We start from the raw sequence: 17275 nt of genomic DNA on the forward strand, positions 1-17275 counted from the left end.
TTTTTACTTTTTTCATTAAGCGAAAGTTATTTATTGTCAGCCTTTGATTATTTCCCAGCCTTTGTTTATCGGAACAAGCGTCCTTGCAAAGCTGTAATCTGACATTTTTTCAATACATCTTTCAGCGTCCGAACGGTTTGCAAATATTCCGAAAACCGCTGAGCCGCTTCCAGTCATCATAGAATTAACCGCGCCTAGCTCCAGCAGCCGCCTTTTGGCTTTTTTTATTTCGTCAGCGTCCGCGGCAGCTTCCAAAGCGTTGAACATTCCCTTGGCAATCCCGTTTAAATCAGAAGATTTCAGCGCCGATTCAAATTCGGCGTAATTTTGTTCAGGCTTAACCGGCAGAGAATCGTATATAGCGTAAGCGCTTGCGGTTGAGATTCCGGCCTGCGGTTTTACCGCCGCAAAATACATTTCAGGAGGAGCGGGAAGTACGGTAAGCTTTTCGCCTATGCCTTCGCAGAGAACGGTTCCTCCCGTCAAGGCAAAGGGAACATCGGCGCCCAGGCGGACTCCGATACTGCAAAGCTCAGTCAGCGGCAGTCCGGTACCATATAATTCGTTCATAGCGGCTAGAGCCGCCGCACAGTCAGAGCTGCCACCCGCCATGCCTGCCATTGAGGGAATCTCTTTTTTTACTTCTACCGTAATTTTTCCGGCAGGCTTTACGCCTATATGGCTATAAAAAGCTTCTATAGCCTTCCAGATAAGATTACCGCTGTCCAAAGGAAATCCGGGTGAACTGCATTTTAGCTCGATGCCCGTTCCGCAGCTCAAGTTAAATGACAGCGTGTCGCAGACCGATACCGACTGCATGACCGTTTTGAGCAGATGATATCCGTCGCTTCGCCTGCCCGTAATATCAAGAAAAAGATTAAGCTTGCCGTATGCTTTAATTGTGAGCGATCTGTTTTTCATTTTCAGCTTCCTTAAGATCCGAAATAAATTCACCTATGCGTTTGACAGCTTCCTTGAGATGATTGATAGAATATGCGTAGGAAACCCTTATATATCCCTCTCCGCACCTGCCGAAGGCGTCGCCGGGGACGACCGCTACCTTTTTCTCCTGAACGAGCCGCTCGCAGAATTCATTGCTTGAAAGCCCTGTTGATTTTATGCAGGGAAAAACATAAAAAGCTCCGAGAGGAGTAAAGCAGTCAAGACCCAGCTTGTTGAAGCTGTCCACCAGAAAGCGTCGGCGCATATTGTATTCATCGCGCATTTTCGCCACATCTCCGAAGCATGACCGCAAAGCGGTAACAGCGGCATACTGGCTTATCGAGGGAGAGGACATTATCTGATACTGGTGAAGCTTGTAAACGTGGCGCATGATCTCCTCTGGTCCAGCCATAAAACCGAGACGCCAGCCGGTCATGGCAAACGTTTTTGAAAATCCGTTGATAACGACCGTTCTTTCTCTCATCCCTTCAAGCTCGGCAATGGAGCAGTGCTTCCCCGAATATGTAAGCTCGGCATAGATTTCATCGGAGGCGACAAATATGTCGGTATCCCGAAGAACCTCGGCGATAGGCTCCAGATCCTCGCGGCGCATGATCGCTCCCGTAGGGTTATTGGGGAAGGGCATGATAAGCAGCTTTGTCTTATCGGTAATTTTTTCTTTAAGGGCCTGCGCCGTCAGCCGGAATTCGTCCTCCGCCTTTGTTTCAATAATAACCGTTTTTCCGCCCATAAGGGAAACCAGCGGCGCATAGCATACGAAACAAGGCTCGACGATCAGAACCTCGTCGCCGGGGTTTACAATCGCGCGGATCGAAAGGTCTATAGCCTCAGAGCCGCCTACGGTAACGATTATTTCAGAATCCGGATCGTAATCCATATGGATAAGCCGTTTCAGATAGGCGGAAATTTCACGCCTAAGCTCGATCAATCCGGCGTTGGCGGTATAGGTGGTTCTGCCCTTTTCAAGAGCTGAAATGGCGCTCTGTCTTACGCTCCAGGGGGTTTTGAAATCGGGTTCGCCTACGCCGAGAGAAATAACTCCCTCCACCGACTGGGCTATGTCAAAAAATTTTCTTATTCCCGAAGGCTTCATTTTTACAGCTTCTTTGGAAAGCAGCTTATCGTAATCCATCATGGAGAAATCATTCCTCTTTCATCGGTCTGGTCGTTGTTTATAATAATTCCGTTTTCCTTGTAATTTTTCAGAACAAAGTGAGTAGTCGTAGACTGAACGGCGTCGATAGCCGCAAGCCTCTGGGAAACAAACTGTGAAATATCCCGTATATTATTACCCGTTACGGATACCAGAATATCATATCCGCCGGACATGAGCCTTACGGATTCTACCTGCTCGTAGGACGAAATCTCCTCGGCGATCTCGTCGAACCCGCTCTGGGACTGAGGAGTTACCTTAAGCTCTATCAGGGCGAAAACCGCGCTGCTGTCTATAGCGGCTTCGTCTATAATTGCAGAGTAGCCCTTTATGATACCGCTGCATTCCAGCCTTGAGATCTCCTCGGCGATCTGCTCTTCCGTTTTGTCGAGCATTACCGCCAGCTCGGCGTTGGAAAGCCTTGCGTTGGTTTTGAGCAGCTTAATTAATGAATCCATAATTTTACCTCCCAGTAAGTTATATATTTTTATTATACATTTTTTCATAGCAAAAGTCAACCGATTTCGTCGCGCAGCTGAATTTGCTGTTGACATTGATAAAAAAATGAATTATACTGGATAACATAGAATAAAATTTGTTCATAAACGAGGTGTTTGACATAAATAATAAAATTCAGGACCGTATTCAGTGGATAGACACTCTCAGAGGCATTATGATGTTCTTCGTTGTCTGGGGACATTCGCTTTCTGATCAGTATTTAGATAAATATATATTCAGCTTTCATATGCCTGCGTTTTTTCTTATTTCCGGCATGACCTTTGCTTTTAACAGGGAAACTAATTTTTTCAGATATGCGCTGAAAAAAATTAAAGGACTTATCGTACCTTATTTCTGCACTAATCTTCTCGTACTTCCTCTATGGTATGTGAACCGTCAGCTTTCGGTGGTTTCATATCAGTCGTTTGGAGGATTGATAAAGGGAATACTTATATCAAACGTGGACAGCGGGTACAAAATGGCTTCAAATACCACCTGGTTTATAACCTGTCTGTTCCTTACCGATATTCTGTTCTTTGCTGTAAGCAGGATATCCAGGAGCGAAACCTTCCTGATAGGCGTTTCGGCGTTTGTTTACGGTCTTGCCTATACTGCCGGTATCGTTACCGACAAGCATTGGGGCGTCTGGCACTGGCAGGTTGCGTTTAGCGCCTTTATATTCTATCTCGGCGGATATATTTTTATGAAGAATATCGAGGCGGTCAGAAGATTTTTTACAAGACCTTGGAGGTTATATTCGCTGTCTGCCGTCCTGCTTATTGCCGGCGCGTGGGCGGCTTCGGAAAACAGCCGTATTTCTATGGTAAACAACAAATACGGCAAGCCGGTTATATTTTTCTTTTCCGCTTTCTGCACCGCGTTTGCGTTTACGCTGGCGGTCATGAAGCTTTCTGATTTCAAACTGTTTTCAAAAGCATTCAGGCTGTTTAACTATGTCGGAAGAAACACTCTGATATATATTGCGTTTCATGTTCCGATGATAAGATTGGTAAAACACTTTATTCCGCAGCTCAGCGGAAAAAACGATGTATACAGATTTATTATGGCTGCGGGAATTTATCTGATTATCCTTCCTCTGGCTCGGCTTACGGAAAGGTTTCTTCCTTTTTGTGTGGGAAAAAAGAAAAAAATATCGGAAAAGGGCTTGACAAACCCAAAATAAAAGTTTATACTTTTAAAGTGAATTTAAAAGACAGAAAGGGGTGGGTAAAATGACAATAAGAAATAAAGCTTATGGTCTGGATATTGTTTTTATCATGTCGGATGTCGTTTTGCCTGCACTTTTGGTGGATTGCTGACTTTTTGGTTGTGCGTACGCCTGATAATTAATATGCGGTAATTATGACCTCTGATGATTTTTAATCAGAGGTCTTTTTGTTTTAAATGGCAGGTTAAACACGTTTTTTTCAAGACCAGCCGTAATTTGGCTTTTCTATTACTGTATTGAGGAAGGAGCGTTTTGATATATGAAATTTTTTGACGTTCTGCCGGCTCTGGCGGAGAACGAGCTTTTAAAGCGCGGAGTTATGACGGACGAGCTGCTTTACTGCGTAAAAGCCGATCTTGACGGGGAAGGCTGTTACATAGACGTATATATTACTTTTACAAAGGAAGCTCTCTCGGTTCTCAGCGGCTATGAGAAATACGGAAGAATGCAGAGAGGCTCGAAACGTAAAAACCTCGTTGAATTTTCAGTTTCGGATTACAGCGAATATCCTTTGAAGGATATAGAGGAAATGTACGTCGACAGGCACGTCAATTCGGCAAGACTGATGATAAAAAGCAAGCTGGGCGAGGAATTTCCGATAGCAAGGTTTTCTCTCGGCTTTGCCGATAAATTTGAAAAGTTTTCTCAAAGAGTCAATCTGACGGTTAAGGGAGAGCCGATAGACGATTCGCTGCTGGAAGGGATAAAGACTCATTGTCCGATATGCGGCGAACCCTTTCCTGACCCCAACCGTCCGGTATGTCCCAGATGTGTGGACCGGCGTTCGGTATTCAAGCGGCTGCTTTCATTGTTTCTTGAATTTAAAACCGCGGTAATACTTATTCTGATCACAATAATACTGAGCAATGTGTTTGCCGTTCTGTCGCCCGTTTTCGGTTCGCAGATGCTGTATGACGACGTGCTTTCCGAAGGCGGGAAATATTACGGTAAGATTCTGATGATAGTTATGATAATAGCGTCTATAAATCTCGCCGGCATGATAATGCGAATCATTTCAGGTATCATAACGTCAAAGATCGTACCTGTTGTTACGCACAGGTTAAGGCTGAAGATATTTTCGTCAATGCAGCATTTGTCGCTTGATTTTTTTACCAGCAAGCAGACCGGCTCGCTTATGTCCAGAGTAGACCGCGACAGTCAGAATATCTATTGGTTTTTTACGGATATAGTGCCGTACGGAATAACAAACGTGGTAAAGATCATAGGAATCGCAGTTATAATGCTTATGATCTCTCCGCTGCTGTCGATCGGGATAATACTTACAATTACCGTTATTGAGGTCGTTCAGCATAATTTTTACCGCAGTCAGCGCAAGCTTTACCGCAAATACGACGTGGCGATGCGATCTGCAAATTCCGTTCTTTCCGATGTAATGAACGGACAAAGGGTAGTTAAATCCTTTGCCCGCGAGGATACTGAAATTGAGCGTTACAGAGTGAAAAATACCGACGCGTTTACTATAAATACCCGCATAAACTCAAGACTGGCAAATACGATCCCTGTGATCTGGACCTTTTACCGCATTGTAAACAAGCTTGTTTTCTGTCTGGGAGCTGTGCTGGTAATAAAGGGATATATACTTTTCGGAGCTTTGTCGGCGCTTATTTCATATACCGAAATGGCAATGGATCCTATAAACTTTTTTACATGGATAGGCGACCGCTGGGCAAGGTGTATGGACGCCGCTTCCAGAATGTTTGAGATAACCGACGCCATTGCAACGGTCAAGGAGGACGATGATCCGATACGTATCAAAAATATGAAGGGCGATATTGAGCTCAGAAACGTTGCCTTTGAATATGAGGCGGGTCATCCTATAATCAAGAATGTTTCCTTCAGGGTACAGTCAGGGCATATGTTCGGAATAGTAGGAAAAACCGGAGCCGGAAAATCTACAATAATTAATCTGATAGCCCGGCTTTACGACGTTACGGGCGGCGAGATACTTATAGACGGGGTGCCGATAAGAAAAATTGCCTTTGAAGATTTAAGGCGGAATATAGGTATTGTTTCACAGGAAACGTTTCTGTTTATAGGCTCGATAGCCGACAATATCCGCTATGCCGATCCCGAAGCTTCAATGGAAGAGGTGATCGAGGCCGCGAAATCAGCCAACGCTCACGAGTTTATAACCAAGCTGCCGGAGGGCTACAACACCAAGATCGGTGAGGGAGGAATATCCCTGTCCGGCGGCGAAAAGCAGAGAATTTCAATAGCCAGAGCTATAATACAGAAGCCGAATATTCTTATTCTTGACGAAGCCACCGCTTCAATGGATACCCGTACCGAGCGGAAAATACAGAACGCTATAGATTCTCTTAAAAAGGGAAGAACGATTATTTCAATAGCGCACAGGCTTTCAACTCTGCGGGACGCCGATATGCTGTGCGTGATAGAAAACGGCGAGCTGAAAGAAATGGGTACCCACGACGAGCTTATCAGAACTAAGGGAAAATATTACGAGCTTTACAAGCTTCAGTCGGAGGCGCTTCAGTTTATTCAGGAATAAAACTATGATAAAGGATATAAAACATAAATATATGACAAGGGGGAATAAATTATGCTGGAATTACAGGGTAAATACAACTCGGCAAGGGTTTTTACGGAAATCATCGACGAAGGAGCGGTTTCGCAGATCATTACTCTGCTGAATCAGCCTATGTCGCGGGAACAGACGGTCAGAATCATGCCTGACGTTCATGCGGGAGCGGGCTGCACAATCGGAACGACTATGACCGTTACGGATAAGATCGTGCCTAACCTTGTAGGCGTAGACATTGGCTGCGGAATGGAAACGGTTAGGCTAAAGGAAAAGCATATTGAAGTAATGCAGCTTGATAAGCTTATTTACAAAGCGATTCCGTCGGGCTTTTCTATCAGGGAAAAGCCTCACAGGTTCAATGAGAAAATAGATCTGACAAGGCTTTTCTGCTATGATAAAATCGATCCTGTCAGAGCGGAGAGAAGCATAGGCACCTTAGGCGGCGGAAATCATTTTATTGAAGCTGATAAAGGCTCGGACGGAGCGGTTTATATCGTTATTCATTCCGGCTCGCGTCATTTGGGCGTCGAGGTTGCGAAATATTATCAGAATGAGGCTTACCGAAGGCTGAATAAATCATCGCAGTCTGACGTAAACGAGCTTATTGCGAAAATGAAAGCCGAGGGCAGGCAGAAGCAGCTTGAAGCTGAGATCAAAAAGCTTACAAGCACAAAACGCACTTCTGTTCCGAAAGAATTGGCTTACGCCGAGGGAGAGCTTTTTGAGCGGTATATTCACGATATGAAAATAGTTCAGGAGTTTGCAATGCTTAACCGTCAGGCTATGATGCACGAGATCGTCAAGGGCATGGGGCTTCATGTCACCGAGCGGTTTACTACCGTTCACAATTATATTGATACGGACAGCATGATCCTGCGGAAGGGAGCCGTTTCCGCGCAAAAGGGTGAAAAGCTGCTGATTCCTATAAACATGAGGGACGGAAGTCTTATCTGTAAGGGAAAAGGAAATCCCGACTGGAATTTCTCCGCGCCTCACGGGGCGGGCAGGCTGCTTTCGCGCTCGCAGGCTAAGCAGTCTCTTACAGTATCCGAATTTAAAAAGCAGATGAAGGGAATTTATACTACCTCTGTCAATGCAGGAACGCTTGACGAAAGTCCTATGGCTTATAAAACTATGGAGGATATTGTAGATAATATCGGTGATACAGCGGAAATTCTCGATATTATCAAGCCGATCTACAATTTTAAGGCTGGGGAAGAATAGATAATTAGCGGAAAGGTTTTATATAATAGTCTGACCTCGGTACGCTGAGTGCAAAAATGATGACGATCTTAATTTATATCTGTTTAAAAAACTGAGATAGGAGCGTGAATGTATGACATCCATAAATACTGAGGAAGTTTACGAGGTAGATAAGCTTACGCTGCTTGACTGCTCGAAAATCAAGCTTTCAAAGGAAAAAAGCGGTTATCTTACTCTTGAATATGACGGAAAGCTTTACCGTAAGGTAAGCCCCACAAGGCTTGTGCCGTTTATCTCCAAGACTACGTACATCAGTCTTTCGTATGAAAATAATGAAAAGGAATTTCGGGAGATCGGAGTTATCAGGGATATGCGCGAGCTGTCAGATGAACAGTACAATATTTTGGATAGCTATCTTGAATACAAGTATTATATGCCTGAGATAACGAAGGTTTACAGCATAAAGGATAATATGCACGGAGCAATTTTTGTAAAAGCGGACACTACCTCGGGTGAAAAAACTATATGCATACGGGACTGGTATCAGAATTTCCGTATGATAGGCTATGATTATCTTTATGTCAACGACGCCGACGGAAACAAGTATTTCTGCCCTGATATTCATAAGCTTGATAAGAAAAGCCGGCTGGTGCTGGAGATGTTCACATAAATCTGAGGAGGGAGCTATGGCTGAGCTTTTCCTGCTTTCTTTAGTGATAAGCTGAAAAGCCTTGGTGAAACGGCGGAGCATATTATTACGTTTGAATGAAAAAATCAGCAAAGGAGTTGATATATAGATGAAGCTATGTATTTCAAAGCCTGACAATGCAGACGGGGAGATTATTTACTCCCTTCCGTATGATTTTACGGCGGAGGGAAAGGCTGCCGACGGTCATTTCTGCGCAACGAAGCAAAAAATACTGCTGTATCTAAACGGAAAGCCTTTAAAAGAGTACAATATTTCGGACTTTTCTGAATTTGAATGCCGTCAGCAGATAGGCACTTCAATGGCCTGCGGAATTACGGCTGAGGGTGAAACGATTTGCTTCTGCGCTTTTACTCAGGATAAATTTCTGCGTTTTGCCGAGCTGTTGAAGCTGCTGGATTATTACGTCAGAACAGGGGAATTTGTTATAGAAGCCGACGCCGACGAACCGGTGTGCCCCAAGTGCGGACTGCCGCTGGACGGTGCAAAGGAATGTATTTTCTGTACAAGCAAGAGCAAAACGATGATAAAGCTGATAAAGCGCATAGCTCCGTATAAAAAATATTTTGCGATTGCAGTTATATGCACGATACTATCAGAATCTCTTTGGGTCATAATGCCTTATCTTGACAGAATAATCATTGACAGGTACGTTACTCCGAAATCGGCTGAATGGGCGGGCTTTGCCGCTGTGGTCATAACTGTGGTGACGCTGCTGCTGCTTGCCGGAATATTTGAATTTTTCAATATGAAAAGCAGCTTTAAGGTGGCGCTCAATCTCGGCAGGGATCTGAGGCAGGATGTGTTCCGTAAATCGCAGGAGCTGTCAATGAATTCTATATCCAAAAGAACGGCGGGCGAGCTTATAAACCGTGTTTCAAGCGACGCTGCCAAGCTTGAGGATTTTATTACCGCCAACGGTAAAGACGCTATAGTTAAGATACTTTCTCTGATCATTATAGGCGTGCTGCTTTTTGTTATGGACTGGCGTCTTGCGCTGATGACAGTAATTCCCGTGCCGATAGTTTTTATGATCGTAAGCAAGCTTTTTGACACTATGGCTATACGCTATACAAAGGTATGGAAAAAGGGCGTTACACACGGCGAAACGCTTCACGATATACTTAACGGCATCAGAGTTGTAAAATCCTACGGCAACGAGGTAAGGGAAATTCAGCGTTATTCCGAATGCTCCGAGCAGTGGGCAAAAAGCGCCGTACGGGCGGAAATAATGTGGTATCTTACTATGCCGGTTTCTGAGTTTATACTGACGATTGGAAATTTCTTTGTCCTGTATTTCGGCGGAAAGATGATACTTAACGAAGCGATGAGCCTGGGACAGCTTATTCAGTTTACTACCTACGTGGCAATGCTTTACGAGCCGATACGCTGGCTTATACAGATACCGAGGAACCTTGCTGATGTTTCTGTGTCGGCGGGCAAGGTGTTTGAGATACTGGAGGAGGCGAGCGACGTTCGGGACGCCGAAGACCCTGTTGAGCTTGACATTAAGGGAGATATTGAATTTGACGACGTGTATTTCGGATATAAGGTCTACAATCCGGTGCTGAAGGGAATAAGCTGCAAGATCAATAAAGGCGAAATGATAGGAATCGTGGGACACTCGGGAGTAGGAAAGTCTACCATGATAAACCTGATCCTGCGTCTTTACGACTGCACTCAGGGGGAAATACGCATAGACGGCGTAAATATAAAGGATATTGCCCAGAAAAGCCTGCGCTCTCAGGTTGGCGTAGTGCTTCAGGAAACCTTTCTCTTTGACGGAAATGTACTTGAGAATATATCCTATGCGAAACCCGACGCAAGCTTTGAGGAAGTGATAAAGGCGGCAAAGACAGCCAACGCTCATGATTTCATTGTTAAGCTGCCCGACGGCTACAATACCAGGGTAGGAAACAAGGGCTATCAGCTCTCAGGCGGAGAACGTCAGCGTATTGCTATAGCAAGAGCTATACTTCATGATCCCAAGATAATAATTCTCGACGAAGCTACCGCTTCTCTTGATACCCAGACCGAAAAGCAGATTCAGGAGGCTCTGGGCAAGCTTACAAAGGGAAGGACCACAATCGCTATAGCGCACAGACTTTCGACACTCAGCAGCGCCGACCGTCTTATCGTGCTGGACAAGGGCAGGCTTGCGGAATTCGGTACTCATACCGAGCTTATGAGAGCAAAAGGGGTATATTATAAGCTGGTAATGGCTCAGCGTCAGACTACAAAAATGAAAAAAGCCGCCTTGCCGCAGACGGCAGCGGAAGCATAAGCGGGTTACTGTTTAGGAGGTATATACAATGAAATTGCAGTCAGAAAATATTTATCTTTCAACCCTTGAGCGTGAGCATTGCCGAAAACTCTGGGCTGAATTTGAATACGATTTTGAAAATCCTGCGGAGGAGTTAAACATGGGTCATTCAGTTGAAAAGGCTGACGGCTGGTTTGATGAAATTCAAAGCCTGCAGGGCGGAGTAAACGTCAGGCTTGGAATATTTCTCAATAGCGGCGAGGTTATCGGAGATGTGGCTCTACAGAATATCGACCGTACTAACCGAAAATGCGACATTGGAATGGGTATCAACAAGCTTGAGCACCGCTGCAAAGGATATGGAAAAGAAGCGGTGAAGCTAATGCTCGATTATGCATTTAATCAGCTCGGTATGGAACGGGTTGAAGCGAATACGCTTAGTCTGAATATCGCGGCTCAGAAGTCTTTGGAAAAACTAGGATTCATGCTTGAAGGAGTTCAGCGAAAAGCGGTATACATTTTCGGAAAAAAGGCAGACAGAATGATGTATGCAATTTTGAAAGAGGAATACAATGTTTAAATACAAACGCATAATGGTAATCGGCTGTTCGGCGTCGGGTAAATCAACCTTTGCACGCAGACTGGGAGAAATAACGAAAATTCCCGTAACTCACCTCGACAATCTCTTTTGGAAGCCCGGCTGGGTAGAGGAGGACAGAGAGGTGTTCAGAAAAAAACAGCAGGATATTGCAAACGGGGAAAGCTGGATAATAGACGGTCATTACAAAAGCACAATGGATATCCGCCTTGAACGCGCAGATATTGTTTTTTGGTACAGAATCAGCCGTTATAAATGCATTTCCGGTTATATTCGGCGTATGCTCAAAGGTATGATAAAGAAAGGCGGTCGTCCCGATATAACCGAAGGGTGCAATGAAAAAATAGATTTTGAGTTTATAAAATACATATGGAATTTCAATAAAACTCAGGTAAAGCCTACAGAAGAGCTGTTAAAGCATTATCCGGGTATTAAAGTTATAATTTTCAGATCAAGAAAACAAGCGGACAGACTTCTTGCAGGGCTTTCGCATATCAGAAAACAATGCTGAGTGAGGTGGTTTTATGCTTTACATAATGCGACATGGAATTACAAGCTGGAATGAGCGGCATAAAATGCAGGGAAGAACAGACATTCCGCTCAATGACCGCGGGCGTGAAATGGCACGAAAAGCACGGGAAGAATACAGTAATATACATTTTGACGTTTGCTATTCTTCCCCGCTTATCAGAGCGTTGGAAACAGCCGAGATTGTTCTTGAAAATCGGAATGTTCCAATAATAACCGATGACAGACTTATTGAGATGAGCTTCGGCGAGTACGAGGGACTGGCAAACAGCTTTCAAATACCCGATTGCCCTATAAATGTTATTTTTCAAAATCCGGAATTATACACACATTCTATAGGCGGCGCTGAAACATTTGAACAATTGTTTCAGCGCACAGGAGATTTTCTTGAAGAAATTGTTAAGCCCCAATTGGATATAGGAAGAGACATTTTAATTGTCGGGCATGGCGCAATGAATTGCAGCATTATTGCAGGTATAAAAAAGCTTCCAATTGAACAATTCTGGAGCGTTGGCATTGAACAATGCAAAATCATGAGAATTCTTTAAATTTGACTTATCAGATCAAGAAAACAAGCGGACAGACTTCTTGCAGGGCTTTCGCATATCAGATAATAATACGAAGGAGGGCGATGTTATGCTTGAGGAAATGTCAGATTTTTTTGCCGCGAGAGCGGATACATACGACCGTCATATGCTTGAAGAGGTGGGCGGCTGTCGGGAATGCTATGAAAAGCTGTCCGAACTTCTGCCGCAAAATATCAATAATATCCTTGACCTTGGCTGCGGAACAGGCTTGGAGCTTGAATGGATATTCAAAAGATTTCCCGATATATCAGTGACGGGAATAGATCTAGCCAAGGCGATGCTTGATAAACTTCAGGAAAAATTTCCGTCAAAGGATATAAGGCTTATCAATGCCGATTATTTTGCCGCCGATTTCGGTATAAATAGGTTTGACGCCGTAATTTCCTTTCAGACAATGCACCATTTTCCCAGGGATCAGAAAATAAAGCTGTACAAAAAAATACACAGTTGTCTGAAAAAAGGCGGGGTTTATATTGAATGCGACTATATGATACCCGATGAAACTGAAAACGCGCAGCAGATCGAAGAATATTTTTCAGCCGAATATAAAAGGCTGTATGCTGGAAAGCCGGAGGGAAAGTATTTTCATTACGATATTCCCTGCACGGTTTCAAATCAGCTTGAAATGTTTGCACAGTCAGGCTTTTGCGAGTCGAAGAAGGAATATTCAGCGGAAAATACTGTGATAATCAAAAACGTAAAATAAAAAACGGACCCGACCGTAATGATATGCAATAAAGCAGAAAATACGGTCGGTCCGTTTTATTTTATCTCTGTCTGAAGCCAGCCCCAGAGCGCCAGCCAAAGCAGAGAGCTTATAAAAGCAACGATATAAAATTTTAGGTGTCTGGTCTTATGTCTGAAAACGTACATTCCCAACCAACTGCCGATAAATCCTCCGCAGAGTGCAAGACCAAGCAGAATCTTTTCAGGTATCCTCCATTTGCGCCTGACCGCCTTGTGCTTATCGATCCCGTATACAGCAAAGGTGATCAGTCCCATTATGCCGAAAAATGCCGGAAGAACATATCCGCCGAAAACTTCTTTCATATGACGACTCCTTATATCAGAAAGATTTATAACCAAGTGCTGATGTCCTACAAGCTCACATCGGGCTTTGCTCCGAAATAAACATCAAAAGGGCGGAGAGATTCCGCCCCTGTAATTTTAATGGATATACTTATAAAAACGATTGCCGTTTACTTAAAGTATCTTACTCCGTTTTCAAATATCTGCTGATCCTTTTCCCCTGGGACGTTGATGCAGACGCCTAAGCCCTTGCGTTCCGAGTGACCCATTTTTCCGAGCACTCTGCCGTTCGGGGAGGTTATGCCCTCAATAGCGTCGATGGAGGTATTGGGATTGCACTGGATATCAAGCGTAGGATTGCCGTCAAAATCGACATACTGCGTAGCGATCTGTCCGTTTTCAGCCATTCTTGCAATTTCCTCGTTTGTAGCGACAAAGCGTCCTTCGCCGTGTGAAATCGCAATGCTGTGAATATCTCCCACATTGCAGGAAGAAAGCCACGGCGATTTGTTCGAGGCTATTCTGGTATTGACCATCTTTGACTGATGACGGTGAATTGTATTGAATGTAAGCGTAGGAGAATCGTTTCTCATTTCTGTTATTTCGCCGTAAGGCACAAGACCAAGCTTTACAAGCGCCTGGAAACCGTTGCATATGCCAAGCATAAGTCCGTCGCGGTTTTTGAGAAGATCGTGAATCGCGTCGGTAAGGCGGGGATTTCTGAGGAATGAAACTATAAACTTACCCGAGCCGTCAGGTTCGTCGCCACCCGAGAAGCCTCCCGGCAGCATAACGATCTGCGATTTTTTGATTTTTTCTTCCATTGCCGCAACCGATTCGGAAATAGCCTCTGCGCTCAGATTGCGCACTACGAATATATCCGCTTCGGCGCCGGCTTTTTCAAAGGCTCTGGCGGTATCATATTCGCAGTTTGTGCCCGGAAATACGGGGATCAATACTCTGGGCTTCGCAGTTTTTACGGCAGGAGCGACTCTGCTTTCAGCAGTATAGCTGTAGGTCTTGGGAGTATAGTCGGGTTCCTTGATCTTTGCGGGGAATACCGGCTCAAGCTTTTCCTCCCAAAGCTTTTCCAGCCTGTTCATGTCTACAGTGTATTTGTTTGTAACTATCGAATAGTCGTCGGTCGTTATGCCGAGAAGTCTGTAGGAATCCTCGTCAAGACCTGCGTTCTCGGTATTAACGCCCTGAGCAAGCTCGATGACGAAAGAACCGTAGCAGGCTCTGAACAGCTCTTCGGCGGAGCAGCCGCAGACAAACCTGAAGCCTATCCTGTTTCCCAAAGCCATTTTAGCTACCGCTTCGGAAATTCCTCCGTAGGAAACGGACCAGCACGCCGCGGCTTTGCCCTCGGAAATAAGGCCTTCAACCGTTTTGAATACCTTTTTAAGCGAATCAAAATTTACTATATGGTTTTCGTCGTATTCCGGCTTGATGTAGATTACCGTTGAACCGATATTTTTAAATTCCGGCGAAACTATATTTCCTGTTTTGGCGGTTGATACGGCAAAGGAAACAAGCGTCGGAGGAACGTCGATCTCCTCGAATGTACCAGACATTGAGTCCTTTCCGCCTATAGAACCGCAGCCAAGCTCAAGCTGAGCCTTATATGCTCCCAGCAGAGCGGAAAAAGGCTTGCCCCAGCGCTTTGGATTGTTCTGTGTCCTTTCAAAGTATTCCTGGAAGGTCAGCCAGCATTTTTCGTAGGTACCGCCGGCGGCAACCACCTTTGAAATGGATTCGACTACCGCGGAAATCGCGCCGTGATATGGACTGATCGACGAAAGGAAGGGGTTAAAGCCCCACGCCATAAGAGAGGCTGTTGTGGTTTCGCCTTTAAGCACTGGAATTTTAGCCGCCATTGCCTGCGTCGGAGTATTCTGATACTTGCCGCCGTACGGCATAAGCACTGTGGACGCTCCGATAGTTGAGTCAAAACGCTCAACCAGACCCTTCTGGGAACAGATATTGAGATTTGAGATCATAGCTTCCCATCTGTCCGCCGTATCTTCGGATTTGTCGTCGGGAGCAAATACGGGAGTATCGATTCTGACTGTAGTGTGCTTTTCCGCGCCGTTGGAATTGAGAAATTCGCGGGAAAGGTTTACGATCTCCGCCCCGTTCCAGTTCATTCTCAGTCTGGGCTCTTCGGTAACTTCGGCAACCAATGTGGCTTCAAGATTCTCCTTTGAAGCCTCGTTCATAAACTTCTCGGCGTCCTCCTTGGCGACAACAACCGCCATTCTTTCCTGAGATTCGGAAATTGCAAGCTCTGTGCCGTCAAGACCGTCGTATTTCTTCGGAACCGCGTCAAGGTTGATTACAAGTCCGTCGGTAAGCTCGCCGATCGCTACGGAAACTCCGCCCGCGCCGAAATCGTTGCAGCGCTTGATCATAGAGGTGACTTCAGGATTTCTGAAAAGCCTCTGAAGCTTTCTTTCCTCAGGCGCGTTACCCTTCTGTACTTCCGCGCCGCAGGATTCAAGCGAGTGAAGCGTATGTGATTTTGAAGAGCCTGTTGCTCCGCCGCAGCCGTCGCGTCCCGTTCTGCCGCCAAGCAGAATCACAACGTCGCCCGGCTGAGGTCTTTCCCTGCGGACGTTTGAAGCTGGAGCCGCTCCTACTACCGCGCCGATCTCCATTCGCTTTGCAACATAGCCTGGGTGGTATATTTCAGTTACATGACCAGTCGCAAGTCCTATCTGGTTTCCGTAGGAGGAATATCCGTTAGCCGCTCCCACAACTATCTTTCTCTGAGGCAGCTTTCCGGTGATTGTGTCCTCTACGGGAACGAGAGGATTTCCTGCGCCGGTAACTCTCATTGCCTGATAAACATATGAACGGCCCGAAAGCGGATCCCTGATTGCTCCGCCCAGACAGGTCGCCGCTCCTCCGAAAGGCTCGATCTCGGTAGGGTGGTTGTGAGTTTCGTTTTTGAACATCAGCAGCCAGTCTTCGTCAATTCCGTCAACGTCCACCTTGATTTTTACCGAGCAGGCGTTTATTTCCTCGCTTTCGTCCAGATCGTCCAGCAAGCCGTCTTTTTTAAGCTTCTTGGCTCCGATTACCGCGAGATCCATCAGCGTGACAGGCTTGTCCGTTCTTCCCGCGTACAGGTCCTTTCTTGTATTTACATAGTCGGCATAAGTGTCTGCAATGTAATCCGGCTCAATATCGACATCGTCGATAACGGTGGAAAATGTAGTATGGCGGCAGTGATCCGACCAATAGGTATCTATCATTCTGATCTCAGTGATAGTGGGATTGCGCTTTTCGGTATCTCTGAAATAGGCCTGACAGAATTTTATGTCGTCAAAATCCATTGCCAGACCAAGCTCCTCAAGCATGGCTTTAAGGTCGTCGTCGGTTGAATATATAAAACCTTCAACAGTGTCCACTTTTGTGGGTATATCATATTTAACGTCGAGAGTTTCAAACGCGTCAAGCTTGGCTTCGCGTGATTCGACGGGATTTATCATGTAGCTTTTTATCCTTGCGAGCTCGTCCTCCGAAAGATTGCCCTTGACAATGTAAATCGACGCTGATCTTACCGCGGGTCGTTTGCCTCCGGTCAGAAGCGAAATACACTGAGCGCACGAATCGGCTCTTTGATCGAACTGTCCGGGAAGGTATTCAACGGCAAAAATAAATTCGTCTTCCGAAAGCTCGGGCAGACAGCCGTAGGTAACGTCAACTGCCGGCTCTGAAAAAACGACCGGAGCGGCAAGTCTGAAATCCTCGGCGGAGAGACCCTCGGCGTCGTATCGGTTGATGACGCGCAGAGCTTCGAGCTTTTCCAGCCCCAGCGCAGACTTGATATCGCCTGTGATAGATTTTGCCTCAACGGCAAATTCAGGCTTTTTTTCAACATAAATTCTATAAACGGCCATAAATACATCTCCTTACATCAGATGATTTAATTATACTACATTATTTCA

At 45.3% G+C, this 17275-nt stretch carries 14 protein-coding genes; 9 read left to right on the plus strand and 5 right to left on the minus strand.

Annotated elements, in window-relative coordinates; translation table 11 throughout:
* Positions 1-36: 36 nt before the first annotated feature.
* Genes ispE through EIH25_RS03755 form a run of 3 tightly spaced genes read right to left on the minus strand, consistent with a single transcriptional unit; the run spans position 37 to position 2574 of the window.
* Positions 37-921, minus strand: coding sequence for a 4-(cytidine 5'-diphospho)-2-C-methyl-D-erythritol kinase (gene ispE / locus EIH25_RS03745; RefSeq protein ID WP_124098694.1), 885 nt, complete (start codon positions 919-921; stop codon positions 37-39).
* Entirely contained in the window at positions 896-2095 is a 1200-nt protein-coding gene (locus tag EIH25_RS03750; RefSeq protein WP_124099677.1) for an aminotransferase class I/II-fold pyridoxal phosphate-dependent enzyme, read from the minus strand. Before EIH25_RS03750 ends, ispE begins: the two co-directional genes overlap by 26 nt.
* Complete coding sequence (locus EIH25_RS03755; protein WP_124098696.1) at positions 2095-2574, minus strand: Lrp/AsnC family transcriptional regulator; 480 nt, start codon at positions 2572-2574, stop codon at positions 2095-2097. The genes EIH25_RS03750 and EIH25_RS03755 overlap by 1 nt, the downstream gene beginning before the upstream one ends.
* A 152-nt stretch (positions 2575-2726) precedes the next feature.
* Between EIH25_RS03755 and EIH25_RS03760 the strand changes: the two genes are divergently transcribed.
* The 9 genes from EIH25_RS03760 (at position 2727) to EIH25_RS03800 (ending at position 12996) form a co-directional block, all read left to right on the plus strand.
* Complete coding sequence (locus tag EIH25_RS03760) at positions 2727-3797, plus strand: acyltransferase family protein (protein ID WP_279254431.1); 1071 nt, start codon at positions 2727-2729, stop codon at positions 3795-3797.
* A 304-nt stretch (positions 3798-4101) separates the two neighbouring features.
* Entirely contained in the window at positions 4102-6372 is a 2271-nt protein-coding gene (locus EIH25_RS03765) for an ABC transporter ATP-binding protein (RefSeq protein WP_124098700.1), read from the plus strand.
* Between the two features lie 51 nt (positions 6373-6423).
* The gene (locus EIH25_RS03770) at positions 6424-7629 is read left to right on the plus strand and encodes an RtcB family protein (protein WP_124098702.1); all 1206 of its coding nucleotides are present in this window, start codon (positions 6424-6426) and stop codon (positions 7627-7629) included.
* A gap of 112 nt (positions 7630-7741) precedes the next feature.
* Positions 7742-8278, plus strand: a complete 537-nt coding sequence (locus EIH25_RS03775) for a DUF1854 domain-containing protein (protein ID WP_124098704.1) — start codon at positions 7742-7744, stop codon at positions 8276-8278.
* Between the two features lie 127 nt (positions 8279-8405).
* On the plus strand, positions 8406-10598 hold the full coding sequence (locus tag EIH25_RS03780) for an ABC transporter ATP-binding protein (RefSeq protein ID WP_124098706.1): 2193 nt from the start codon (positions 8406-8408) through the stop codon (positions 10596-10598).
* A gap of 28 nt (positions 10599-10626) precedes the next feature.
* Positions 10627-11157 (plus strand): GNAT family protein, encoded by a 531-nt coding sequence (locus EIH25_RS03785; RefSeq protein ID WP_124098708.1) that lies wholly within the window; start codon positions 10627-10629, stop codon positions 11155-11157.
* Complete coding sequence (locus tag EIH25_RS03790; RefSeq protein ID WP_124098710.1) at positions 11150-11686, plus strand: topology modulation protein; 537 nt, start codon at positions 11150-11152, stop codon at positions 11684-11686. Before EIH25_RS03785 ends, EIH25_RS03790 begins: the two co-directional genes overlap by 8 nt.
* A gap of 13 nt (positions 11687-11699) precedes the next feature.
* A complete protein-coding gene (locus tag EIH25_RS03795) occupies positions 11700-12251 on the plus strand; it encodes a histidine phosphatase family protein (RefSeq protein ID WP_124098712.1) in 552 nt (183 codons plus the stop codon).
* A gap of 88 nt (positions 12252-12339) precedes the next feature.
* Positions 12340-12996, plus strand: a complete 657-nt coding sequence (locus EIH25_RS03800; RefSeq protein WP_124098715.1) for a class I SAM-dependent methyltransferase — start codon at positions 12340-12342, stop codon at positions 12994-12996.
* 56 nt (positions 12997-13052) lie between these two features.
* Here EIH25_RS03800 and EIH25_RS03805 read toward each other — a convergent pair whose 3' ends face one another.
* On the minus strand, positions 13053-13340 hold the full coding sequence (locus EIH25_RS03805; RefSeq protein WP_124098717.1) for a DUF1294 domain-containing protein: 288 nt from the start codon (positions 13338-13340) through the stop codon (positions 13053-13055).
* 149 nt (positions 13341-13489) lie between these two features.
* On the minus strand, positions 13490-17227 hold the full coding sequence (locus tag EIH25_RS03810; protein ID WP_124098719.1) for a phosphoribosylformylglycinamidine synthase: 3738 nt from the start codon (positions 17225-17227) through the stop codon (positions 13490-13492).
* Positions 17228-17275 lie beyond the last annotated feature (48 nt).

Origin of the sequence: Ruminococcus sp. Marseille-P6503, assembly GCF_900604945.1 — a bacterium.
Classification (GTDB): Bacteria; Bacillota; Clostridia; order Oscillospirales; family Ruminococcaceae; genus FB2012.

Excerpts from the sequence above, each read along its gene's own strand:
- EIH25_RS03770 (WP_124098702.1), top strand. The coding sequence starts at position 6,424 with ATGCTGGAATTACAGGGTAAATACAACTCGGCAAGGGTTTTTACGGAA.
- EIH25_RS03810 (WP_124098719.1), bottom strand. The coding sequence starts at position 17,227 with ATGGCCGTTTATAGAATTTATGTTGAAAAAAAGCCTGAATTTGCCGTT.
- EIH25_RS03775 (WP_124098704.1), top strand. The coding sequence starts at position 7,742 with ATGACATCCATAAATACTGAGGAAGTTTACGAGGTAGATAAGCTTACG.
- EIH25_RS03800 (WP_124098715.1), top strand. The coding sequence starts at position 12,340 with ATGCTTGAGGAAATGTCAGATTTTTTTGCCGCGAGAGCGGATACATAC.
- EIH25_RS03805 (WP_124098717.1), bottom strand. The coding sequence starts at position 13,340 with ATGAAAGAAGTTTTCGGCGGATATGTTCTTCCGGCATTTTTCGGCATA.
- EIH25_RS03795 (WP_124098712.1), top strand. The coding sequence starts at position 11,700 with ATGCTTTACATAATGCGACATGGAATTACAAGCTGGAATGAGCGGCAT.
- EIH25_RS03765 (WP_124098700.1), top strand. The coding sequence starts at position 4,102 with ATGAAATTTTTTGACGTTCTGCCGGCTCTGGCGGAGAACGAGCTTTTA.
- EIH25_RS03750 (WP_124099677.1), bottom strand. The coding sequence starts at position 2,095 with ATGGATTACGATAAGCTGCTTTCCAAAGAAGCTGTAAAAATGAAGCCT.
- EIH25_RS03790 (WP_124098710.1), top strand. The coding sequence starts at position 11,150 with ATGTTTAAATACAAACGCATAATGGTAATCGGCTGTTCGGCGTCGGGT.
- ispE (WP_124098694.1), bottom strand. The coding sequence starts at position 921 with ATGAAAAACAGATCGCTCACAATTAAAGCATACGGCAAGCTTAATCTT.
- EIH25_RS03785 (WP_124098708.1), top strand. The coding sequence starts at position 10,627 with ATGAAATTGCAGTCAGAAAATATTTATCTTTCAACCCTTGAGCGTGAG.
- EIH25_RS03755 (WP_124098696.1), bottom strand. The coding sequence starts at position 2,574 with ATGGATTCATTAATTAAGCTGCTCAAAACCAACGCAAGGCTTTCCAAC.
- EIH25_RS03780 (WP_124098706.1), top strand. The coding sequence starts at position 8,406 with ATGAAGCTATGTATTTCAAAGCCTGACAATGCAGACGGGGAGATTATT.